The 16,999-nt window shown below is 62.1% G+C and carries 17 protein-coding genes; 15 read left to right on the forward strand and 2 right to left on the reverse strand.

The window, feature by feature from the left end; genetic code table 11:
• Positions 1–2: 2 nt before the first annotated feature.
• A complete protein-coding gene (hemC, locus tag MUU54_RS15385) occupies positions 3–932 on the reverse strand; it encodes a hydroxymethylbilane synthase (RefSeq protein ID WP_247244917.1) in 930 nt (309 codons plus the stop codon).
• 72 nt (positions 933–1,004) lie between these two features.
• Here hemC and tsaD point away from each other — a divergent pair, with 72 nt between their 5' ends.
• From tsaD to MUU54_RS15410, 5 genes are read left to right on the forward strand one after another with little or no spacing between them, the layout of a single operon-like run.
• Entirely contained in the window at positions 1,005–2,102 is a 1,098-nt protein-coding gene (gene tsaD / locus MUU54_RS15390; RefSeq protein ID WP_247244918.1) for a tRNA (adenosine(37)-N6)-threonylcarbamoyltransferase complex transferase subunit TsaD, read from the forward strand.
• Positions 2,099–3,085, forward strand: a complete 987-nt coding sequence (locus MUU54_RS15395) for an NAD(P)H-dependent glycerol-3-phosphate dehydrogenase (protein ID WP_247244919.1) — start codon at positions 2,099–2,101, stop codon at positions 3,083–3,085. The genes tsaD and MUU54_RS15395 overlap by 4 nt, the downstream gene beginning before the upstream one ends.
• 18 nt (positions 3,086–3,103) lie before the next feature.
• The gene (locus tag MUU54_RS15400; protein ID WP_247244920.1) at positions 3,104–3,397 is read left to right on the forward strand and encodes a YciI-like protein; all 294 of its coding nucleotides are present in this window, start codon (positions 3,104–3,106) and stop codon (positions 3,395–3,397) included.
• A gap of 7 nt (positions 3,398–3,404) precedes the next feature.
• Entirely contained in the window at positions 3,405–3,845 is a 441-nt protein-coding gene (locus MUU54_RS15405; protein ID WP_247244921.1) for an EVE domain-containing protein, read from the forward strand.
• Positions 3,846–3,852: 7 nt separating this feature from the next.
• Positions 3,853–4,497 (forward strand): class I SAM-dependent methyltransferase, encoded by a 645-nt coding sequence (locus tag MUU54_RS15410; RefSeq protein WP_247244922.1) that lies wholly within the window; start codon positions 3,853–3,855, stop codon positions 4,495–4,497.
• Here the strand turns inward: MUU54_RS15410 and MUU54_RS15415 are convergent.
• On the reverse strand, positions 4,494–4,832 hold the full coding sequence (locus tag MUU54_RS15415) for a hypothetical protein (protein ID WP_247244923.1): 339 nt from the start codon (positions 4,830–4,832) through the stop codon (positions 4,494–4,496). The two genes, MUU54_RS15410 and MUU54_RS15415, sit on opposite strands and share 4 nt — an antisense overlap.
• Before the next feature lie 285 nt (positions 4,833–5,117).
• Here MUU54_RS15415 and sdhC point away from each other — a divergent pair, with 285 nt between their 5' ends.
• The 10 genes from sdhC (at position 5,118) to MUU54_RS15465 (ending at position 16,949) form a co-directional block, all read left to right on the forward strand.
• On the forward strand, positions 5,118–5,510 hold the full coding sequence (gene sdhC / locus MUU54_RS15420; protein WP_247244924.1) for a succinate dehydrogenase, cytochrome b556 subunit: 393 nt from the start codon (positions 5,118–5,120) through the stop codon (positions 5,508–5,510).
• 12 nt (positions 5,511–5,522) lie between these two features.
• Complete coding sequence (sdhD, locus tag MUU54_RS15425) at positions 5,523–5,903, forward strand: succinate dehydrogenase, hydrophobic membrane anchor protein (protein ID WP_247244925.1); 381 nt, start codon at positions 5,523–5,525, stop codon at positions 5,901–5,903.
• A 7-nt stretch (positions 5,904–5,910) separates the two neighbouring features.
• Positions 5,911–7,764 carry a succinate dehydrogenase flavoprotein subunit gene (sdhA, locus tag MUU54_RS15430; protein WP_247244926.1) on the forward strand — a complete coding sequence of 618 codons (1,854 nt, stop codon included), beginning with the start codon at positions 5,911–5,913 and terminating at the stop codon, positions 7,762–7,764.
• An 18-nt stretch (positions 7,765–7,782) separates the two neighbouring features.
• Positions 7,783–8,562, forward strand: coding sequence for a succinate dehydrogenase iron-sulfur subunit (locus MUU54_RS15435; RefSeq protein WP_247244927.1), 780 nt, complete (start codon positions 7,783–7,785; stop codon positions 8,560–8,562).
• Positions 8,563–8,739: 177 nt separating this feature from the next.
• Positions 8,740–9,264: a protease inhibitor Inh/omp19 family protein gene (locus MUU54_RS15440; protein ID WP_247245034.1), complete on the forward strand. Its 525-nt coding sequence runs from the start codon at positions 8,740–8,742 to the stop codon at positions 9,262–9,264.
• Between the two features lie 42 nt (positions 9,265–9,306).
• Complete coding sequence (gene zapE, locus MUU54_RS15445) at positions 9,307–10,467, forward strand: cell division protein ZapE (RefSeq protein WP_247244928.1); 1,161 nt, start codon at positions 9,307–9,309, stop codon at positions 10,465–10,467.
• A 167-nt stretch (positions 10,468–10,634) separates the two neighbouring features.
• Positions 10,635–11,597, forward strand: coding sequence for a malate dehydrogenase (gene mdh, locus MUU54_RS15450; RefSeq protein WP_247244929.1), 963 nt, complete (start codon positions 10,635–10,637; stop codon positions 11,595–11,597).
• A 30-nt stretch (positions 11,598–11,627) separates the two neighbouring features.
• A complete protein-coding gene (gene sucC / locus MUU54_RS15455) occupies positions 11,628–12,821 on the forward strand; it encodes an ADP-forming succinate--CoA ligase subunit beta (protein WP_247244930.1) in 1,194 nt (397 codons plus the stop codon).
• Between the two features lie 17 nt (positions 12,822–12,838).
• Positions 12,839–13,741 carry a succinate--CoA ligase subunit alpha gene (gene sucD, locus MUU54_RS15460; protein WP_247244931.1) on the forward strand — a complete coding sequence of 301 codons (903 nt, stop codon included), beginning with the start codon at positions 12,839–12,841 and terminating at the stop codon, positions 13,739–13,741.
• A gap of 208 nt (positions 13,742–13,949) precedes the next feature.
• Positions 13,950–16,949 carry a 2-oxoglutarate dehydrogenase E1 component gene (locus tag MUU54_RS15465; RefSeq protein ID WP_247244932.1) on the forward strand — a complete coding sequence of 1,000 codons (3,000 nt, stop codon included), beginning with the start codon at positions 13,950–13,952 and terminating at the stop codon, positions 16,947–16,949.
• Positions 16,950–16,999 lie beyond the last annotated feature (50 nt).

Below are 16,999 nucleotides of genomic sequence, written 5' to 3' on the forward strand. Positions count from 1 at the left end.
CGTCAGGTCCAGGTTTCGAAGAAGCCGGGTCCTGCAGCGGCCCGCACGGTTTCGCCCGCTTGCCTGCCAATAACTTCAGCGTTTGAACGCTTTCCGTCGAGCTCGACCCCGTATTCCTGCTGGCCGTCCGGGGTGAGGATCAGCCCGGAGAAATGCAGCTGATCGCCATCGCAGCGGGTGTAGCCGGCGATGGGCGTGCGGCAGGACCCGTCGAGCGCGAGGAGAAAGGCCCGTTCGCAGCTAACGGCGTCGTAGGTGGGCCGGTCGTTGACGACCTCCAGGAGCGCGTCGATGCGCTTGTCGCCGATCCGGCTCTCGATGCAGATGGCGCCTTGTGCGGGTGCCGGCGGAAAATCTTCTGGCTCGAGAAGCTCCGTCACCACCTCTTCCCGTGTCAGCCGCTTCAGTCCGGCAAAGGCAAGAAGGGTGGCATCCACATGACCTTCATCGAGCTTGCGCAGGCGCGTGCCGACGGAACCGCGGAAGACGGTAACCTGAAGATCCGGGCGGATGCGCCGGACGAGTGCCTGGCGGCGCAGCGAGGCCGTGCCGACGGTTGCGCCATGGGGAAGAGCGGTAAGGCTCGGGGCGGTTCGGCCGATCAATGCATCACGGATGTCTTCCCGCGGCAGATAGGCAGAGATATGCAGGCCCTCGGGCAGGACGGTCGGCATGTCCTTCGAAGAATGGACGGCGAAATCGAGCTCGCCGGAGGTCAGCTGCTCTTCCAGTTCCAGCGTGAAAAGACCCTTGCCGCCGATCTCGCTCAGGGGCCTGTCGACGATGCGGTCGCCGGTGGTGGAGAGCACCACGATCTCGAACATCTCTTCCGGCAGATCATGCGCCGCCATCAGCCGCGCACGCGTTTCCGCCGCCTGCGCCAGGGCCAGGGGGCTGCCGCGCGTGCCGATCCGGAAAGGTTTTGTTTGCATCCGCTTTCGTCCGTTGTTAACCGGAGGCCTTGGTAACCGGCTTTATTCCGCCCCGCAATCGACGATCGGCTCATGGCGCCCCTTCTTCGCATCCTCGGCATCGAAACAAGCTGCGATGAAACGGCGGCTGCCGTGGTGTCGCGTCATCCCGATGGACGGGGGGAGATCCTGTCGGACGTCGTTTTGTCGCAACTGGAAGAACACAGTGCCTTTGGCGGCGTCGTGCCGGAGATTGCTGCACGCGCCCATGTGGAAGCGCTAGACGGGTTGATCGAGGAGGCGCTCGACCAGGCGCAGGTTCGCCTCTGCGACATCAATGCCGTCGCAGCCACATCCGGCCCGGGGCTGATCGGTGGGCTGATTGTCGGCCTGATGACGGGTAAGGCGATCGCGCGTGCGGCCGGCAAATCGCTCTATGCCATCAACCACCTCGAGGGCCACGCGCTGACGGCGCGGCTGACGGACGGGCTATCGTTTCCTTATCTCATGCTGCTCGTGTCGGGCGGTCATACGCAGCTTGTCCTAGTGCGCGGCGTCGGCGAATACGAGCGCTGGGGCACGACGATCGACGATGCGCTGGGCGAAGCCTTCGACAAGACGGCAAAGCTGCTTGGGCTACCCTACCCCGGCGGGCCGGCGGTCGAGCGAGCGGCGCGGGAGGGCGATGCAGATCGGTTCAAACTGCCGCGGCCGCTGGTGGGAGAGGCGAGGCTCGACTTCTCCTTTTCCGGCTTGAAGACGGCTGTCAGGCAGGCGGCAACCGAGATTGCACCGCTCAACGATCGTGATGTCGCAGACATCTGTGCTTCCTTCCAAAAGGCGATTTCGCGGACGCTGCAGGACCGGATCGGCCGGGGGCTGGCGCGCTTCCGATCGGAATATGCGCATCTGGACGTGACGCCTGCTCTGGTGGTCGCCGGGGGCGTGGCGGCCAACCAGGAAATCCGCCGTACACTGCAGGCGCTATGCCTGGAGTATGGCTTCCGCTTCGTGGCGCCGCCGATGAAGCTTTGCACGGATAATGCGGCCATGATCGCCTGGGCGGGACTTGAGCGTATGGCGGCAGACTTTGCGCCCGATGATCTCGATGTGCAGCCACGCTCCCGCTGGCCGCTCGACGCGAGTGCGCAAACCGTCCTCGGATCGGGCAAGCGAGGAGCGAAGGCATGAGCGGGAGAACGCGGGTCGTCGTCATCGGAGCGGGCGCGTTCGGCACAGCACTGGCCACTGTGATGACACTGCAGGGCAACCTCAAGGTCACGCTCATCGGTCGCAATCCAGCGCTCATGAGCGACCTTCGTGACGTGAGGATCCATGACGGGGCGCTGCCGGGCGTTCCGCTGCCGGACGCGCTGGGGTTTTCGGCCGAACCGGACGCCATTGCAGAGGCCGGCTTCGTTCTTTTCGCCATGCCATCGCAGGCGCAGGCCGATGCTGCCCGCTACTATGGCCCCTATCTGGCGCAGGACGCGACTGTGGTTAGCTGCGCGAAGGGCTTGGAGCGGAGCACGGCAGCCTTATTGACGGATGTCCTGGAGCGGGAGCTAGATGGGCGCTCCGCAGCCGCCCTGAGCGGCCCCGGCTTTGCCGCCGACATCGCTCGCGGGCTACCGACGGCGATGACGATCGCTGCACGCGATGCGAAACTGGCGGAACAGCTCGCCCATACGCTCTCGACCCGGACCTTCCGGCTCTATCCCTCCACCGACCGCGCCGGCGTTCAGCTTGGAGGGGCGCTGAAGAACGTGCTGGCGATTGCCTGCGGCATCGTGGAAGGGGCGGGGCTAGGAGAGTCGGCAAGGGCGGCGCTGATTTCGCGGGGACTCGCGGAGATGTCGCGGCTGGTGGAGCGGATGGGCGGCCAGGCGGAGACGGTCCGGGGGCTCTCCGGACTGGGCGACCTCGTGCTGACCGGTACCAGCCATCAGTCGCGTAACCTGCGTTACGGCATCATGCTCGGCAGACAGGCGGGCAACGGCGAAGGCGACGAGCTGGTGGAGGGCGCCTTTGCCGCCTCCATCGCCGCCGAGCTTGGCAGGCGACAGGGCGTAGACCTGCCGGTGACCAATGCCGTCGCTGACATCATTGCGGGCAGGCTTGGCATCCCGGCTGCCGTTGATCAGCTGATGACGCGCCCGATCACCACTGAATAATCCAACGGAGACATCTCGATGCTTTTCGCCTTTCTTTGCACCGACAAGCCCAGCCACCTGAACGTGCGGATGGATACCCGTCCGGCGCATCTCGACCATCTCAACAAGCTGAATGCGGAAGGCACCCTCAAAATGGCAGGTCCGTTCCTGGACGACGAGGGCAAGCCGAACGGCAGCCTTGTCATCGTCGAGGCGGAAGACATGGCTGCCGCCCGCGCGCTCGCGGAAGCCGACCCCTATTATCAGGCGGGTCTTTTCGAGACGGTCGAGGTGAAGCCCTATAACTGGGTCTTCAACAAGCCGGAGGCCTGAGGCTGCGATGGCATACTGGCTTTTCAAGTCTGAGCCGAATGTCTGGTCTTGGGAACAGCAGAAGGCAAAAGGTAGTGCCGGTGAGGAGTGGACGGGCGTCCGCAACTACCAGGCTCGCAACAACATGCGGGCGATGAAGATCGGCGACAAGGGCTTCTTCTACCACTCGAATGAGGGGCTGGAGATTGTCGGCATTGTCGAGGTTTGCGCGCTGAGCCATCCGGATTCGACGGCGAACGGCGATGCGCGCTGGGACTGCGTCGACATCCGGGCCGTATGCGACGTCCCGAAGCCGGTGACGCTGAAGGAGATCAAGGCCAACCCAAAGTTCGAGACGATGTCGCTCGTCACCTCCATGCGGCTTTCTGTGCAGCCGGTGACGGACGAGGAATATCTAGAGATCTGCCGTCTCGGTGGTGTGGACGATCCGCCGCGCTCGCCCGACTGATCCTGGCGTGAAGACCGACCCGCGCAGTTTCATCCTCGCCAATACCGTGTTGCAGTCGCCTCCGCATGTGCCGGAGATCAGGCTGCACCTCGCCGACGAGGCGCACGACCTCTGGCAGAAGACGGAGGAGGAGCTGGAGGCCATCGGTCTTCCGCCGCCCTTCTGGGCGTTTGCCTGGGCCGGCGGTCAAGGGCTGGCGCGCTACGTGCTGGATCATCCCGACGTGGTCCGGGGCAAGCGGGTCGTGGATTTCGCAACCGGTTCTGGGCTGGTGGCAATCGCGGCCGTCCAGTCGGGTGCCGCAGACGTGCTGGCGGCGGATATCGATCCCTGGGCGCCGGAGGCCGTTTCGCTGAACGCTGCTGCGAACCATGCGATCGTCCGGTATACTGCTGTCGATCTGATCGGGAGGCCGATAGAGGCCCAGGTCGTTTTGGCGGGCGACGTCTTCTATGACCGAGCCTTCGCGCAGGCGCTGCTGCCCTGGTTCAAACAACTGGTTGAGCAGGGCGTCTCGGTGCTCGTCGGGGATCCAGGCCGGAGCTATCTGCCGAAGGATCGCCTCAGCCCGCTCGCAGTCTACGAGGTGCCAGTGACACGAGCGCTCGAAGACGCTGAGGTCAAAAAGACCACCGTCTGGCGCTTTGCTTAGCGCTCGGCGCGGACAACGCAGACGCCTGCTTCGTAGGAACATGCACTCGACCCGAAGGACGACGGGTCAACGTGGATGATGGTGGCGAGCGGCGCGAGCGCAGAGCGTTCCGCCTGTTCATAGCGGGAAATGGCCCACACGGATCGGCTGAACGTGCCGACCTCGCGGACCCTGGCGACGGGCGTCGTGTAGCCGACCGGAGAGCGGCTTTTATGATAGTGGTGATAGCCGTAGCCATGGGAGCCGCCGGTCCAGCTACGGCTTTCGGCGTGAGCTGGAAGAGTCGAGACAAAGAGCATCGGCGCGAGAGCCGCGGCAATGGCCAGATATCGCATATGCATCGCACTCCTTCGGCAAGCGTTAACGCAAGGTTAACACACTTCAGCTACCGAAGTCGCAAAGGGGTTTGGGCTACCGGCAAACTTGGTTAACGACGATCTGGAAGAGCGGAAATAGCTGGTGGCGACACCAATCGATTAAAATCGGGAATCCGTTTGAATTCCCTTGTCGTAGTGATTGTCGGGCTTTAAACCACGCCAATTGATGCAATGCACATTTCTTCGGCATGGTGCATTGGCGGGCCGCAACGCCCGTGAACGCTTCTAAGCCGCGAGGTCCTGATGGCGAACGTGACAAAAAACCGGCCCCTGTCGCCGCATCTGCAGGTTTACAAGTTCATCCCCACAATGGCCATGTCGATCATGCACCGCATCACCGGTGCCGTGCTCTATTTCGGCACGGTCTTCGTTGCGGCCTGGCTGATTGCCGCCGCATCGGGTGAGGAGAGCTTCAACCAGATCAACGGGCTGTTTGGGTCCCTGGTCGGACAGATTATCTTGTTCGGATATACCTGGGCGCTGCTTCACCACCTTCTCGGCGGCCTTCGCCATATCATGTGGGACCTCGGCTACGGCTTCGAAAAGGAATTCTCGACCATGCTGGCAAAGGCCAATCTTGCGGCATCGGTCGGTCTTACGGTCCTGATCTGGATCGTCGTTCTCGTGGTTCGCTGAGGAGGAACAGTCATGGATATGCGCACACCTCTCGGCAAGGTCCGTGGTCTCGGTTCAGCCAAAAGCGGGACCGATCATTTCTGGAAAGTCCGGACGACCTCTGTCGCCCTCGTTCCCCTGCTTCTCTTCTACGTCGTCTTCCTGGTGATGTATGTCGGACGGCCATACGTGGAAGTCGTCGGCGCACTCGCCAATCCCTTCGTCGCGACGATCAATGCGCTGACAGTGATCGCGAGCGTCATCCACATGCGTCTCGGCATGGAAGAGGTCATCCAAGACTACGTCCATTCGGAAAGCATGAAGCTGCTCTGCCTCGTGCTCAACGCCTTCTTTTCGCTTTTGATCGGCGGTCTCTGTCTCGTCGCCGTCCTGAAAATCGCATTCGCAGGATAATCCCGCCATGGCATCGATCACTCCCATCGCCCAAGGGACATCTCAGGCCGGCAAGGCCTATACCTATGTCGACCATTCCTATGACGTGATCGTCGTGGGCGCCGGTGGAGCCGGGCTTCGAGCAACGCTCGGGATGGCCGAGCAGGGTTTCAAGACGGCCTGCATCACGAAGGTCTTCCCGACACGTTCGCACACGGTGGCGGCTCAGGGCGGCATTGCCGCCTCGCTGCAGAATATGACGCCGGACAGCTGGCAGTGGCACCTCTACGACACCGTCAAGGGCTCCGACTGGCTCGGCGACGTCGACGCCATGCAGTATCTCGCCATGGAAGCGCCGAAGGCGGTCTATGAGCTCGAACATTACGGCGTGCCCTTCTCGCGCAACGAGGAAGGTAAGATCTATCAGCGGCCGTTCGGCGGTCACATGCAGAACTACGGTGCTGGTCCGCCGGTGCAGCGCACCTGTGCTGCCGCCGACCGTACGGGTCATGCCATCCTGCACACGCTTTATGGCCAGTCGCTGCGCAACAACGCCGAATTCTTCATCGAGTATTTCGCGCTCGACCTGATCATGTCGGATGATGGTCGCTGCACCGGGGTCGTTGCCTGGAACCTCGACGACGGCACGATCCATCGCTTCGCTGCCAAGATGGTGGTGCTGGCGACGGGTGGTTACGGCCGCGCCTACTTTTCGGCGACCTCGGCCCATACCTGCACCGGCGACGGTGGCGGCATGATTGCCCGCGCCGGCCTGCCTTTGCAGGATATGGAGTTTGTTCAGTTCCATCCCACGGGTATCTACGGTTCGGGCTGCCTGATCACGGAAGGCGCACGCGGCGAGGGCGGCTATCTCGTCAACTCCGAAGGCGAGCGCTTCATGGAGCGCTACGCACCTTCCGCCAAGGACCTTGCCTCGCGTGACGTCGTGTCCCGCTGCATGACGATGGAAATCCGCGAAGGTCGCGGCGTCGGCAAGAACAAGGACCACATCTTCCTGCATCTGGATCACCTGGACCCGGCGGTTCTGCACGAGCGCCTGCCGGGCATTTCGGAAAGCGCGAAGATCTTCGCCGGCGTCGATGTGACCCGCGAGCCGATCCCGGTTCTGCCGACCGTCCACTACAACATGGGCGGCATCCCGACCAATTTCTGGGGTGAAGTGCTGAATGCGGACAGCGACAATCCGGAGCGGATCGCGCCCGGTCTCATGGCTGTCGGCGAAGCCGGCTGCGCATCGGTTCACGGTGCCAACCGTCTTGGCTCGAATTCGCTGATCGACCTCGTGGTCTTCGGCCGTGCGGCCGCCATCCGTGCGGGTCAGGTCATCGACCGGTCGGCACCCGTGCCGGCGCTCAACACCGCCGCCTGCGACAAGATCATGGATCGCTTCGACCGGTTGCGGAACGCCAGTGGCGGTACGCCGACGGCGGTGCTGCGCGACAAGATGCAGCGAACCATGCAGGAAGATGCTGCCGTGTTCCGGACGCAGGAGTCGCTGGAATCCGGCTGTCGGCGTATGTCGGCGATCTGGGGCGAGCTGAAGGACATCAAGGTCACGGACCGCTCGATGATCTGGAACTCGGACCTCGTCGAGACGCTCGAGCTTGAAAACCTGATGGCGAACGCCATCACGACGGTTTACGGCGCCGAGGCTCGCAAGGAGAGCCGCGGCTCACATGCCCGCGAGGACTTCACCGAAGGTCCGTTCGGCGGCCGCGACGACGTGAACTGGCGCAAGCATACGCTGGCCTGGGTCAACGAGGCGGGCGACGTGAAGCTGGACTACCGCCCGGTTCACACCGATCTCATTGCGGAAGGCATCGATCCGGCCAAGATCGAGCCCAAGGCCCGCGTCTACTGATTTTGAGAGGAACCGGACATGGTTGAACTCGCTCTTCCCAAGAACTCTCAGATGACTGAGGGCAAGGTCTGGCCGAAGCCGGAAGGCGCGAAGAACGTTCGCGAGTACCGGATCTATCGCTGGAACCCCGATGACGGCCAGAACCCGCGGATCGATACTTACTATGTGGATATCGACGACTGCGGTCCGATGGTTCTCGATGGCCTTCTCTACATCAAGAACAACATCGACCCGACGCTGACGCTGCGCCGCTCCTGCCGCGAAGGCATCTGCGGTTCCTGCGCGATGAACATCGACGGGTCTAACACACTTGCCTGCACCAAGGGCATGGACGACATCAACGGGACAGTGAAGGTCTACCCGCTGCCGCACATGCCGGTGGTGAAAGACCTCGTGCCGGATCTGACGAACTTCTACGCGCAGCACCGCTCGATCGAGCCGTGGCTCAAGACCGTTTCGCCGCCGCCGGCCAAGGAATGGAAGCAGAGCCACGAGGACCGCCTGAAGCTCGACGGGCTCTACGAGTGCATCCTGTGCGCCTGCTGCTCGACCTCCTGTCCCAGCTACTGGTGGAACGGTGACCGCTATCTCGGACCTGCTGTCCTGCTGCAAGCCTATCGCTGGCTGATCGACAGCCGCGATGAAGCCACAGGCGAGCGCCTTGACAATCTCGAGGATCCCTTCCGGCTTTATCGCTGCCACACGATCATGAACTGCGCGCAGACCTGCCCGAAGGGGCTCAATCCGGCCAAGGCGATCGCAGAAATCAAGAAGATGATGGTCGAGCGCCGGGTATAGTGAGAATTTGCTGTGCCGCGTCGGTTGATGTTGGGCATGGCTGTACCATTTTTGCGGTCATCAGCAGGTGATGCTAGGACGGGAACATCACACGGTTTGATTCGACGCAGGTTTGCGCGATAATTCCGCCGTCTTTCATCACTAGCACCGGGTGCAGCAAACGATCGGAGTGAAATGATGCAGTTCAGGTATGTCGCCGCCGGCTTGATGGTCGCCGTCTCCCTCGCCGGTTGCCAGCGCACCTCCTATAACCCATACAACGATCTTCCGTCGCAGCCGGCACCGCTGCAGGCGCAGCCCGTTCCTTCGGTCCAGTCGGGCCAGTTGCCGCCTCCGGGCGGTGCGACGCAGTTCCCGACGGCGCCGCAGCAGGAAACCGGGTCACTCGATCCAAGCGCCTCGGCTGCACCCACCTCGGCTCTGGACGTCACCAAAGAGCAGATGGTCGGCAACTGGCGCGTCACGAATGCCGGTGCGTCCTGCGACATGTTCCTTACGCTGACCAACCTCGGCAGCGGCTCGCGCGGCGGCACGCGGGGTTGCGCAGGCGAGCTCACGACCATGGGGTCCTGGGAAGTGTCTGGAAAGATGGTGCAGTTCAAGGATCGTTCCGGCAACATCATCGGCCGGGTCTACAAGACCGCGGAGAACCGCTTCGACGGCACGACCAATTCGGGGCAGTCGGTCAGCCTGAGCCGCTGATCCATCCAGAGCCGCTGACCGCCAAGGAGCGCCTCCACCTTCATGGAAGTCGTCCCGGACTATACCCATAGCGTTGTCGAAGAGCTGAAGACGTTGACCGAAAGCGGTCGCCTGACGCCGGACCGGGCGCAGCTGGGCGTTGCGGCAAAGCTTGACCGCGTCCTTGGCGATCTGCGCGACCGTAGACCAGCTAAGAAGAAGAGTGCGCTCGGCTGGCTGTTCGCCAAGAGCGGCGGTCGGCCGGAGCCGGTGCGAGGGCTCTACATCCATGGAAGCGTTGGGCGTGGCAAGACCATGCTCATGGAGATGTTCTTCAAGAAGGCCGCGACCGACAAGAAGCGGCGGGCGCATTTCCATGAGTTCATGGCCGACGTTCATGCCAGGGTCCATGATCATCGCATGAAGCTCAAGAACGGCGAGACGCGTGAGGCGGATCCCATTGCGCCCGTCGCTGCCGCCATTTTCGCCGAAGCCGAGCTCTTGTGCTTCGACGAGTTCTCGGTGACCGATATCACCGACGCCATGATCCTTTCCCGACTTTTCAACGAGCTTTTCGCGCTTGGCTGTACGCTGGTCGCCACCTCCAATGTCGAACCCGGCGACCTCTACCGGGACGGCCTCAACCGCGGCCTTTTCCTTCCGTTCATCGAGATCCTACAGCGACATGTCGAGACGGTCACGCTCGACTCGCCGACGGACTACCGGATGGAGAAGCTTGCGAATCTTCCAGTCTACATCACGCCGCTCGGGCCGCAAGCGGACGCGGCAATGGAGGCGACCTGGCATCAGGTGACCGATGGGCATCGGGCCGAGCCTGCGGAGGTTCCGCGGAAGGGACGAGTGATCCGAGTGCCGGCCGCAACCGGACGCGTTGCACGGTTTGGTTTTGCCGATCTCTGCGAGCGACCTCTCGCGGCCGCCGACTATCTTGCGATCGCCGAGCGTTACGATTCTATATTAGTGGAGCGCGTACCGAAGCTAGGGCCAGAAAAGCGCAACGAGACGAAACGGTTCATCAACCTCGTTGATACATTCTACGACAACGCCGTCCGTCTCTACATCTCTGCGGCGGCCCCGCCTGAGGATCTGCTGGCAGAGCGGCGGGGGACCGAAGGCTTCGAATTTGACCGCACTGTTTCGCGGCTGTTCGAGATGCAAAGCCAAGATTATGCCGCCCTTCATCGCCAACGGCACGCTTCCTGATCAGTGACTTCTTACGTTTACGTAAGATATTTTGCATCTAACCGATTGAAAAAACTACCGTCGAAAGAAGCGATTGCTATTTTGATGCATGTCGGCTATGGCGGTTGGGACCTTGGCGGCCGAGGAGATCTCGGCCGCAGATTATGATCTGGAGAGGAAGCTATTCGATGGCGCGCAAGAAGATCGCACTAATTGGTTCTGGCATGATCGGTGGCACGCTGGCGCATCTGGCCGGTCTGAAGGAACTCGGCGACATCGTCCTGTTCGACATCGCTGACGGCATTCCGCAGGGCAAGGGCCTTGATATCGCCCAGTCATCTCCGGTCGGAGGTTTCAACGCAAAGCTCGCCGGCGCCAGCGACTATTCCGCCATCGAAGGTGCTGATGTTTGCATCGTCACCGCCGGCGTTGCCCGCAAGCCCGGCATGAGCCGTGACGATCTTCTCGGTATCAACCTGAAGGTCATGGAGCAGGTCGGTGCCGGCATCAAGAAGTATGCGCCGAAGGCCTTCGTGATCTGCATCACAAACCCACTCGACGCGATGGTTTGGGCGCTGCAGAAGTTCTCGGGCCTGCCGAAGAACATGGTCGTCGGCATGGCCGGCGTTCTCGACTCTGCGCGCTTCCGCCTTTTCCTTTCCGAGGAATTCAACGTTTCGGTCCAGGACGTCACCGCCTTTGTTCTTGGTGGCCACGGCGACACCATGGTGCCGCTCGCCCGCTACTCCACCGTCGCCGGCATTCCGCTGACGGATCTCGTGAAGATGGGCTGGTGCACCAAGGAGCGCCTCGAAGAAATCATTCAGCGCACCCGTGACGGCGGCGCCGAAATCGTCGGTCTGCTGAAGACAGGGTCGGCCTACTATGCTCCGGCGGCTTCCGCGATCGAGATGGCTGAATCCTACCTCAAGGACAAGAAGCGCGTTCTCCCCTGCGCCGCCTACCTCTCCGGCCAGTACGGCGTGAAGGACATGTATGTCGGTGTTCCGACCGTCATCGGTGCCGGCGGCGTGGAGCGCGTGATCGAAGTCGAATTCAACAAGGACGAGGAAGCAGCCTTCCAGAAGTCGGTCGGCGCTGTCGCCGGTCTCTGCGAAGCCTGCATCAACATCGCTCCGGCGCTCAAGTAATCGCACCAGCTGTCATCCAAGGAAACGCTGATGAACATCCACGAATATCAGGCCAAGGCTCTGCTGAAGAGCTATGGCGCTCCGGTTGCCGAAGGTGTGGCGATCATGAAGGCCGAAGAGGCTGAGGCTACGGCGAAGTCGCTGCCGGGCCCGCTTTATGTCGTCAAGAGCCAGATCCACGCCGGGGGCCGCGGCAAGGGCAAGTTCAAGGAGCTTTCCCCTGAGGCGAAGGGCGGCGTGCGCCTGGCCAAGTCGGTCGACGAGGTTGTCGCAAACGTCAAGGACATGCTCGGCAACACGCTTGTAACGGCGCAGACGGGCGAAGCGGGCAAGCAGGTCAACCGTCTCTACATCGAAGACGGTGCCGACATTGCCCGCGAGCTCTACTGCTCGCTGCTGGTCGACCGCTCCGTCGGTCGCGTTGCCTTCGTCGTTTCGACGGAAGGCGGCATGGATATCGAGGCAGTCGCTCACGACACGCCGGAGAAGATCCACACCATCGCCATCGACCCGCAGGCCGGTGTCACGGCTGACGACGTCGCCAAAATCTCAGAGGCGCTCGAGCTGACGGGTACGGCGGCGGAAGACGCCAAGTCGCTCTTCCCGATCCTCTACAAGGCCTTCAACGAGAAGGACATGTCGCTTCTCGAGATCAATCCGCTGATCGTGATGGAGAACGGCCACCTGCGCGTGCTGGACGCCAAGGTCTCCTTCGACGGCAACGCGCTCTTCCGCCACGACGACGTTCGCGCCCTGCGCGACGAGACCGAGGAAGACGCCAAGGAAATCGAGGCCTCGAAGTGGGACCTCGCCTATGTCGCGCTCGACGGCAATATCGGCTGCATGGTCAACGGCGCAGGCCTTGCCATGGCGACGATGGACATCATCAAGCTCTACGGCAAGGAGCCGGCGAACTTCTGCGACGTCGGTGGCGGCGCCAGCAAGGAAAAGGTTGCGGCAGCCTTCAAGATCATCACCGCTGATCCGCGTGTCGAGGGCATCCTCGTCAACATCTTCGGCGGCATCATGAAGTGCGACGTGATCGCCGAGGGCGTGGTCGCGGCCGTCAAGGAAGTCGGTCTCAAGGTTCCGCTCGTCGTGCGCCTCGAAGGCACGAATGTCGAGCTCGGCAAGAAGATCCTGAACGAGTCGGGTCTGGCGATCACCGCAGCGGATGATCTGGACGACGCCGCCAAGAAGATCGTCGCGGCGATCAACGGCTAACTGAGGGACCTGATCATATGTCTATTCTCGTCAACAAAGACACCAAGGTCCTCGTCCAGGGCCTGACCGGCAAGACCGGTACCTTTCACACCGAGCAGGCGCTCGCCTACTACGGAACGCAGATGGTCGGCGGCATCCATCCGAAGAAGGGTGGCGAAACCTGGACCGGCTCGAAGGGCGAGAGCCTGCCGATCTTCGCAACCGTTGCCGAAGGAAAGGAAAAGACCGGCGCCGACGCTACCGTGATCTACGTTCCGCCGGCAGGTGCCGCGGATGCGATCATCGAAGCGATCGATGCCGAAATCCCGTTCATCACCTGCATCACGGAAGGCATCCCGGTGATGGACATGGTGCGGGTCAAGGCCAAGCTCGACAAATCGAATTCCCGCCTGCTCGGACCGAACTGCCCGGGTATCTTGACGCCGGAAGAATGCAAGATCGGCATCATGCCGGGCTCGATCTTCCGCAAGGGTTCGGTCGGTATCGTGTCGCGCTCCGGCACCCTGACCTACGAAGCCGTCTTCCAGACCTCCAACGAAGGCCTCGGCCAGACGACCGCTGTCGGGATCGGCGGCGACCCGGTCAAGGGCACCGAGTTCATCGATGTGCTGGAAATGTTCCTGGCCGACGAGGCGACGACCTCGATCATCATGATCGGTGAGATCGGTGGTTCGGCTGAAGAAGATGCGGCGCAGTTCCTGATCGACGAAGCCAAGAAGGGCCGCAAGAAGCCGATGGCTGGCTTTATTGCGGGCCGTACCGCTCCGAAGGGCCGTACCATGGGGCATGCCGGTGCTGTCGTGTCCGGCGGCAAGGGCGATGCGGAATCCAAGATTGCCGCCATGGAAGCAGCCGGCATCAAGGTGTCGCCTTCCCCGGCTCGCCTAGGCACGACCCTGGTTGAAGTCCTCAAGGGCTGAGGCCACATAAGCGAGGTCGCCCGGCACATGCCGGTCGGCCTTTCCGGCGGGTAGGACGGAACCGGTCTTGCCCTCCCCGGGTTCAGCGTTGAGCGACGCTGGCAAGCCGCCAAAGCGGCGTCAGACACGAGACATGAAAGCGGCGGCCGGCGCTGATCTTCCGGCCTTCAGATACGTCAGGAGGCGGGTGCAGCGCCCGCAAAAGACCATGGCACGGCAAGAAGCCAACGAGCAGTTCCTCATCACATCCTTCCTCGATGGCGCAAACGCCTCCTATATCGAGCAGCTTTACGCCCGGTACGAAGAGGATCCCAATTCTGTCGGGGCCGAGTGGCAGTCCTTTTTCAAGGCACTGGCGGACAATCCGGATGACGTGAAGAAGGCGGCCAAAGGGGCGTCTTGGCAGCGTAAGAACTGGCCGCTTTCCCCGGCAGGCGATCTCGTCGCTGCACTCGACGGCAACTGGCCGGTGGTCGAGAAGGCCATCGAAAGCAAAGTCAAGGCGAAGGCCGAGACCGCTGCGAAGGCAAGCGGCACACCGGTCAACGAGACCGACGTCCTGCAGGCGACGCGCGACAGCGTGCGCGCCATCATGATGATCCGCGCCTACCGCATGCGCGGTCACCTGCACGCCAAGCTCGACCCGCTGGGCCTTGCCATCCCGGTCGAGGATTACAACGAGCTGTCGCCGACTGCTTACGGCTTCACGGAAGCCGACTACGATCGCAAGATCTTCATCGACAACGTGCTCGGGCTCGAATACGCGACGATCCGCGAGATGATCGAAATCCTCGAGCGTACCTATTGCTCGACCATGGGTGTCGAGTTCATGCACATCTCCAACCCGGAGGAAAAGGCTTGGATCCAGGAGCGGATCGAGGGTCCTGACAAGGGTGTCGAATTCACGGCGAACGGAAAGAAGGCAATCCTTCAGAAGCTCGTCGAAGCGGAAGGCTACGAGCAGTTCCTCGACGTGCGCTTCAAGGGCACGAAGCGCTTTGGCCTCGACGGCGGTGAGTCGCTGATCCCGGCGCTGGAGCAGATCATCAAGCGCGGCGGACAGGATGGGCTCGAGGAGATCGTGCTCGGCATGGCCCACCGTGGCCGCTTGAACGTGCTGACCAACGTGATGGGCAAGCCGCATCGCGCCGTGTTCCACGAGTTCAAGGGCGGATCGTTCAAGCCTGACGATGTCGAAGGCTCAGGTGACGTGAAGTACCACCTCGGTGCCTCCTCGGACCGCGAATTCGACGGCAACAAGGTGCACCTGTCGCTGACCGCGAACCCGTCGCACCTAGAAATCGTCAATCCGGTCGTGATGGGCAAGGCGCGCGCCAAGCAGGACATGCTGGCGAAGACCGCCGACAAGGACGGCATCATCCCGCTCGGCGAGCGCGCCAAGGTCCTGCCGCTTCTGCTGCACGGTGATGCGGCCTTCGCGGGCCAGGGCGTAGTGGCCGAAATCCTCGGCCTATCGGGTCTGCGCGGCCATCGCGTCGCGGGCACGATGCACGTCATCATCAACAACCAGATCGGCTTCACTACCAATCCGGCCTTCTCTCGCTCATCGCCTTATCCGTCGGATGTGGCAAAGATGATCGAGGCGCCGATCTTCCACGTGAACGGCGATGATCCGGAAGCGGTGACATACGCTGCAAAGATCGCGACCGAGTTCCGGATGAAGTTCCACAAGCCGGTCGTCATCGACATGTTCTGCTACCGGCGCTTCGGCCACAACGAGGGCGATGAACCCGCGTTCACGCAGCCGAAGATGTACAAGGTCATCCGCGGCCACAAGACCGTGGCCCAGATCTATGCCGACCGCCTGATCGCCGAAGGACTGATCAGCGAGGGCGAGTTCGAGAAGATGAAGGCCGACTGGCGCGCTCATCTCGAGCAGGAGTTCGATGCAGGTCAGACCTACAAGCCGAACAAGGCCGACTGGCTGGACGGCGTCTGGTCCGGTTTGCGCTCCGCCGACAATGCCGACGAGCAGCGTCGCGGCAAGACTGCCGTGCCGATGAAGCAGCTGAAGGAAATCGGCCGCAAGCTTTCGACGATCCCGGAAGGCTTCAACGCCCACCGCACCATCAAGCGCTTCATGGATAACCGAGCGCAGATGATCGAGACAGGCGAGGGTATCGACTGGGCGATGGCCGAGGCTCTGGCATTCGGTTCACTTGCCGTTGAAGGCACCAAGATCCGGCTCTCCGGTCAGGACTGCGAACGCGGCACGTTCTCGCAGCGCCATTCCGTTCTCTACGATCAGGAGACCGAAGAGCGTTACGTTCCGCTCGCAAATCTTGCTCCCAATCAGTCGCGCTACGAGGTCATCAATTCGATGCTTTCGGAAGAGGCGGTGCTCGGCTTCGAATATGGCTATTCGCTTGCCCGTCCCAATGCGCTGACGCTTTGGGAAGCTCAGTTCGGTGACTTCGCCAACGGCGCGCAGGTCGTCTTCGACCAGTTCATCTCGTCTGGCGAGCGCAAGTGGCTGCGTATGTCCGGTCTCGTCTGCCTGCTGCCGCATGGCTACGAAGGTCAGGGCCCGGAGCACTCGTCTGCGCGTCTGGAACGCTGGCTGCAGATGTGCGCAGAAGACAACATGCAGGTAGCGAACTGCTCAACGCCGGCAAACTACTTCCACATCCTGCGCCGCCAGGTGAAGCGCGACTTCCGCAAGCCGCTGATCCTGATGACGCCAAAGTCGCTGCTGCGCCACAAGCGGGCAACGTCTACGCTGACCGAAATGGCGGGCGAAAGCTCCTTCCACCGTCTGCTGTGGGATGATGCGGAGGTCATCAAGGACGGCCCGATCAAGCTGCAGAAGGATAGCAAGATCCGCCGCGTCGTGATGTGCACCGGTAAGGTTTACTACGATCTGCTCGAAGAGCGCGAGAAGCGCGGCATCGACGACATCTATCTGCTGCGCATCGAACAGCTTTACCCGTTTCCGGCCAAGGCTCTCATCAACGAGCTTTCCCGCTTCCGCCATGCCGAGATGGTCTGGTGCCAGGAAGAGCCGAAGAACATGGGGTCCTGGGCGTTCATCGATCCGTATCTCGAATGGGTGCTGGCGCATATCGACGCCAAGTATCAGCGTGTTCGCTATACGGGCCGTCCGGCCGCAGCCTCGCCGGCAACCGGCCTGATGTCGAAGCATCTGGCCCAGCTCGAAGCCTTCCTCGAAGACGCACTCGGCGGCTGATCCTTCAGCCGCTCATTTTTCAGTCGAAACGAAATCTGACAAACACGGAA

This window comes from Pseudorhizobium tarimense (assembly GCF_022968135.1).
Lineage (GTDB): Bacteria > Pseudomonadota > Alphaproteobacteria > Rhizobiales > Rhizobiaceae > Neorhizobium > Neorhizobium tarimense.

Excerpts from the sequence above, each read along its gene's own strand:
- hemC (WP_247244917.1), bottom strand. The coding sequence starts at position 932 with ATGCAAACAAAACCTTTCCGGATCGGCACGCGCGGCAGCCCCCTGGCC.
- tsaD (WP_247244918.1), top strand. The coding sequence starts at position 1,005 with ATGGCGCCCCTTCTTCGCATCCTCGGCATCGAAACAAGCTGCGATGAA.
- MUU54_RS15395 (WP_247244919.1), top strand. The coding sequence starts at position 2,099 with ATGAGCGGGAGAACGCGGGTCGTCGTCATCGGAGCGGGCGCGTTCGGC.
- MUU54_RS15400 (WP_247244920.1), top strand. The coding sequence starts at position 3,104 with ATGCTTTTCGCCTTTCTTTGCACCGACAAGCCCAGCCACCTGAACGTG.
- MUU54_RS15405 (WP_247244921.1), top strand. The coding sequence starts at position 3,405 with ATGGCATACTGGCTTTTCAAGTCTGAGCCGAATGTCTGGTCTTGGGAA.
- MUU54_RS15415 (WP_247244923.1), bottom strand. The coding sequence starts at position 4,832 with ATGCGATATCTGGCCATTGCCGCGGCTCTCGCGCCGATGCTCTTTGTC.
- sdhC (WP_247244924.1), top strand. The coding sequence starts at position 5,118 with ATGGCGAACGTGACAAAAAACCGGCCCCTGTCGCCGCATCTGCAGGTT.
- sdhD (WP_247244925.1), top strand. The coding sequence starts at position 5,523 with ATGGATATGCGCACACCTCTCGGCAAGGTCCGTGGTCTCGGTTCAGCC.
- sdhA (WP_247244926.1), top strand. The coding sequence starts at position 5,911 with ATGGCATCGATCACTCCCATCGCCCAAGGGACATCTCAGGCCGGCAAG.
- MUU54_RS15435 (WP_247244927.1), top strand. The coding sequence starts at position 7,783 with ATGGTTGAACTCGCTCTTCCCAAGAACTCTCAGATGACTGAGGGCAAG.
- MUU54_RS15440 (WP_247245034.1), top strand. The coding sequence starts at position 8,740 with ATGCAGTTCAGGTATGTCGCCGCCGGCTTGATGGTCGCCGTCTCCCTC.
- zapE (WP_247244928.1), top strand. The coding sequence starts at position 9,307 with ATGGAAGTCGTCCCGGACTATACCCATAGCGTTGTCGAAGAGCTGAAG.
- mdh (WP_247244929.1), top strand. The coding sequence starts at position 10,635 with ATGGCGCGCAAGAAGATCGCACTAATTGGTTCTGGCATGATCGGTGGC.
- sucC (WP_247244930.1), top strand. The coding sequence starts at position 11,628 with ATGAACATCCACGAATATCAGGCCAAGGCTCTGCTGAAGAGCTATGGC.
- sucD (WP_247244931.1), top strand. The coding sequence starts at position 12,839 with ATGTCTATTCTCGTCAACAAAGACACCAAGGTCCTCGTCCAGGGCCTG.
- MUU54_RS15465 (WP_247244932.1), top strand. The coding sequence starts at position 13,950 with ATGGCACGGCAAGAAGCCAACGAGCAGTTCCTCATCACATCCTTCCTC.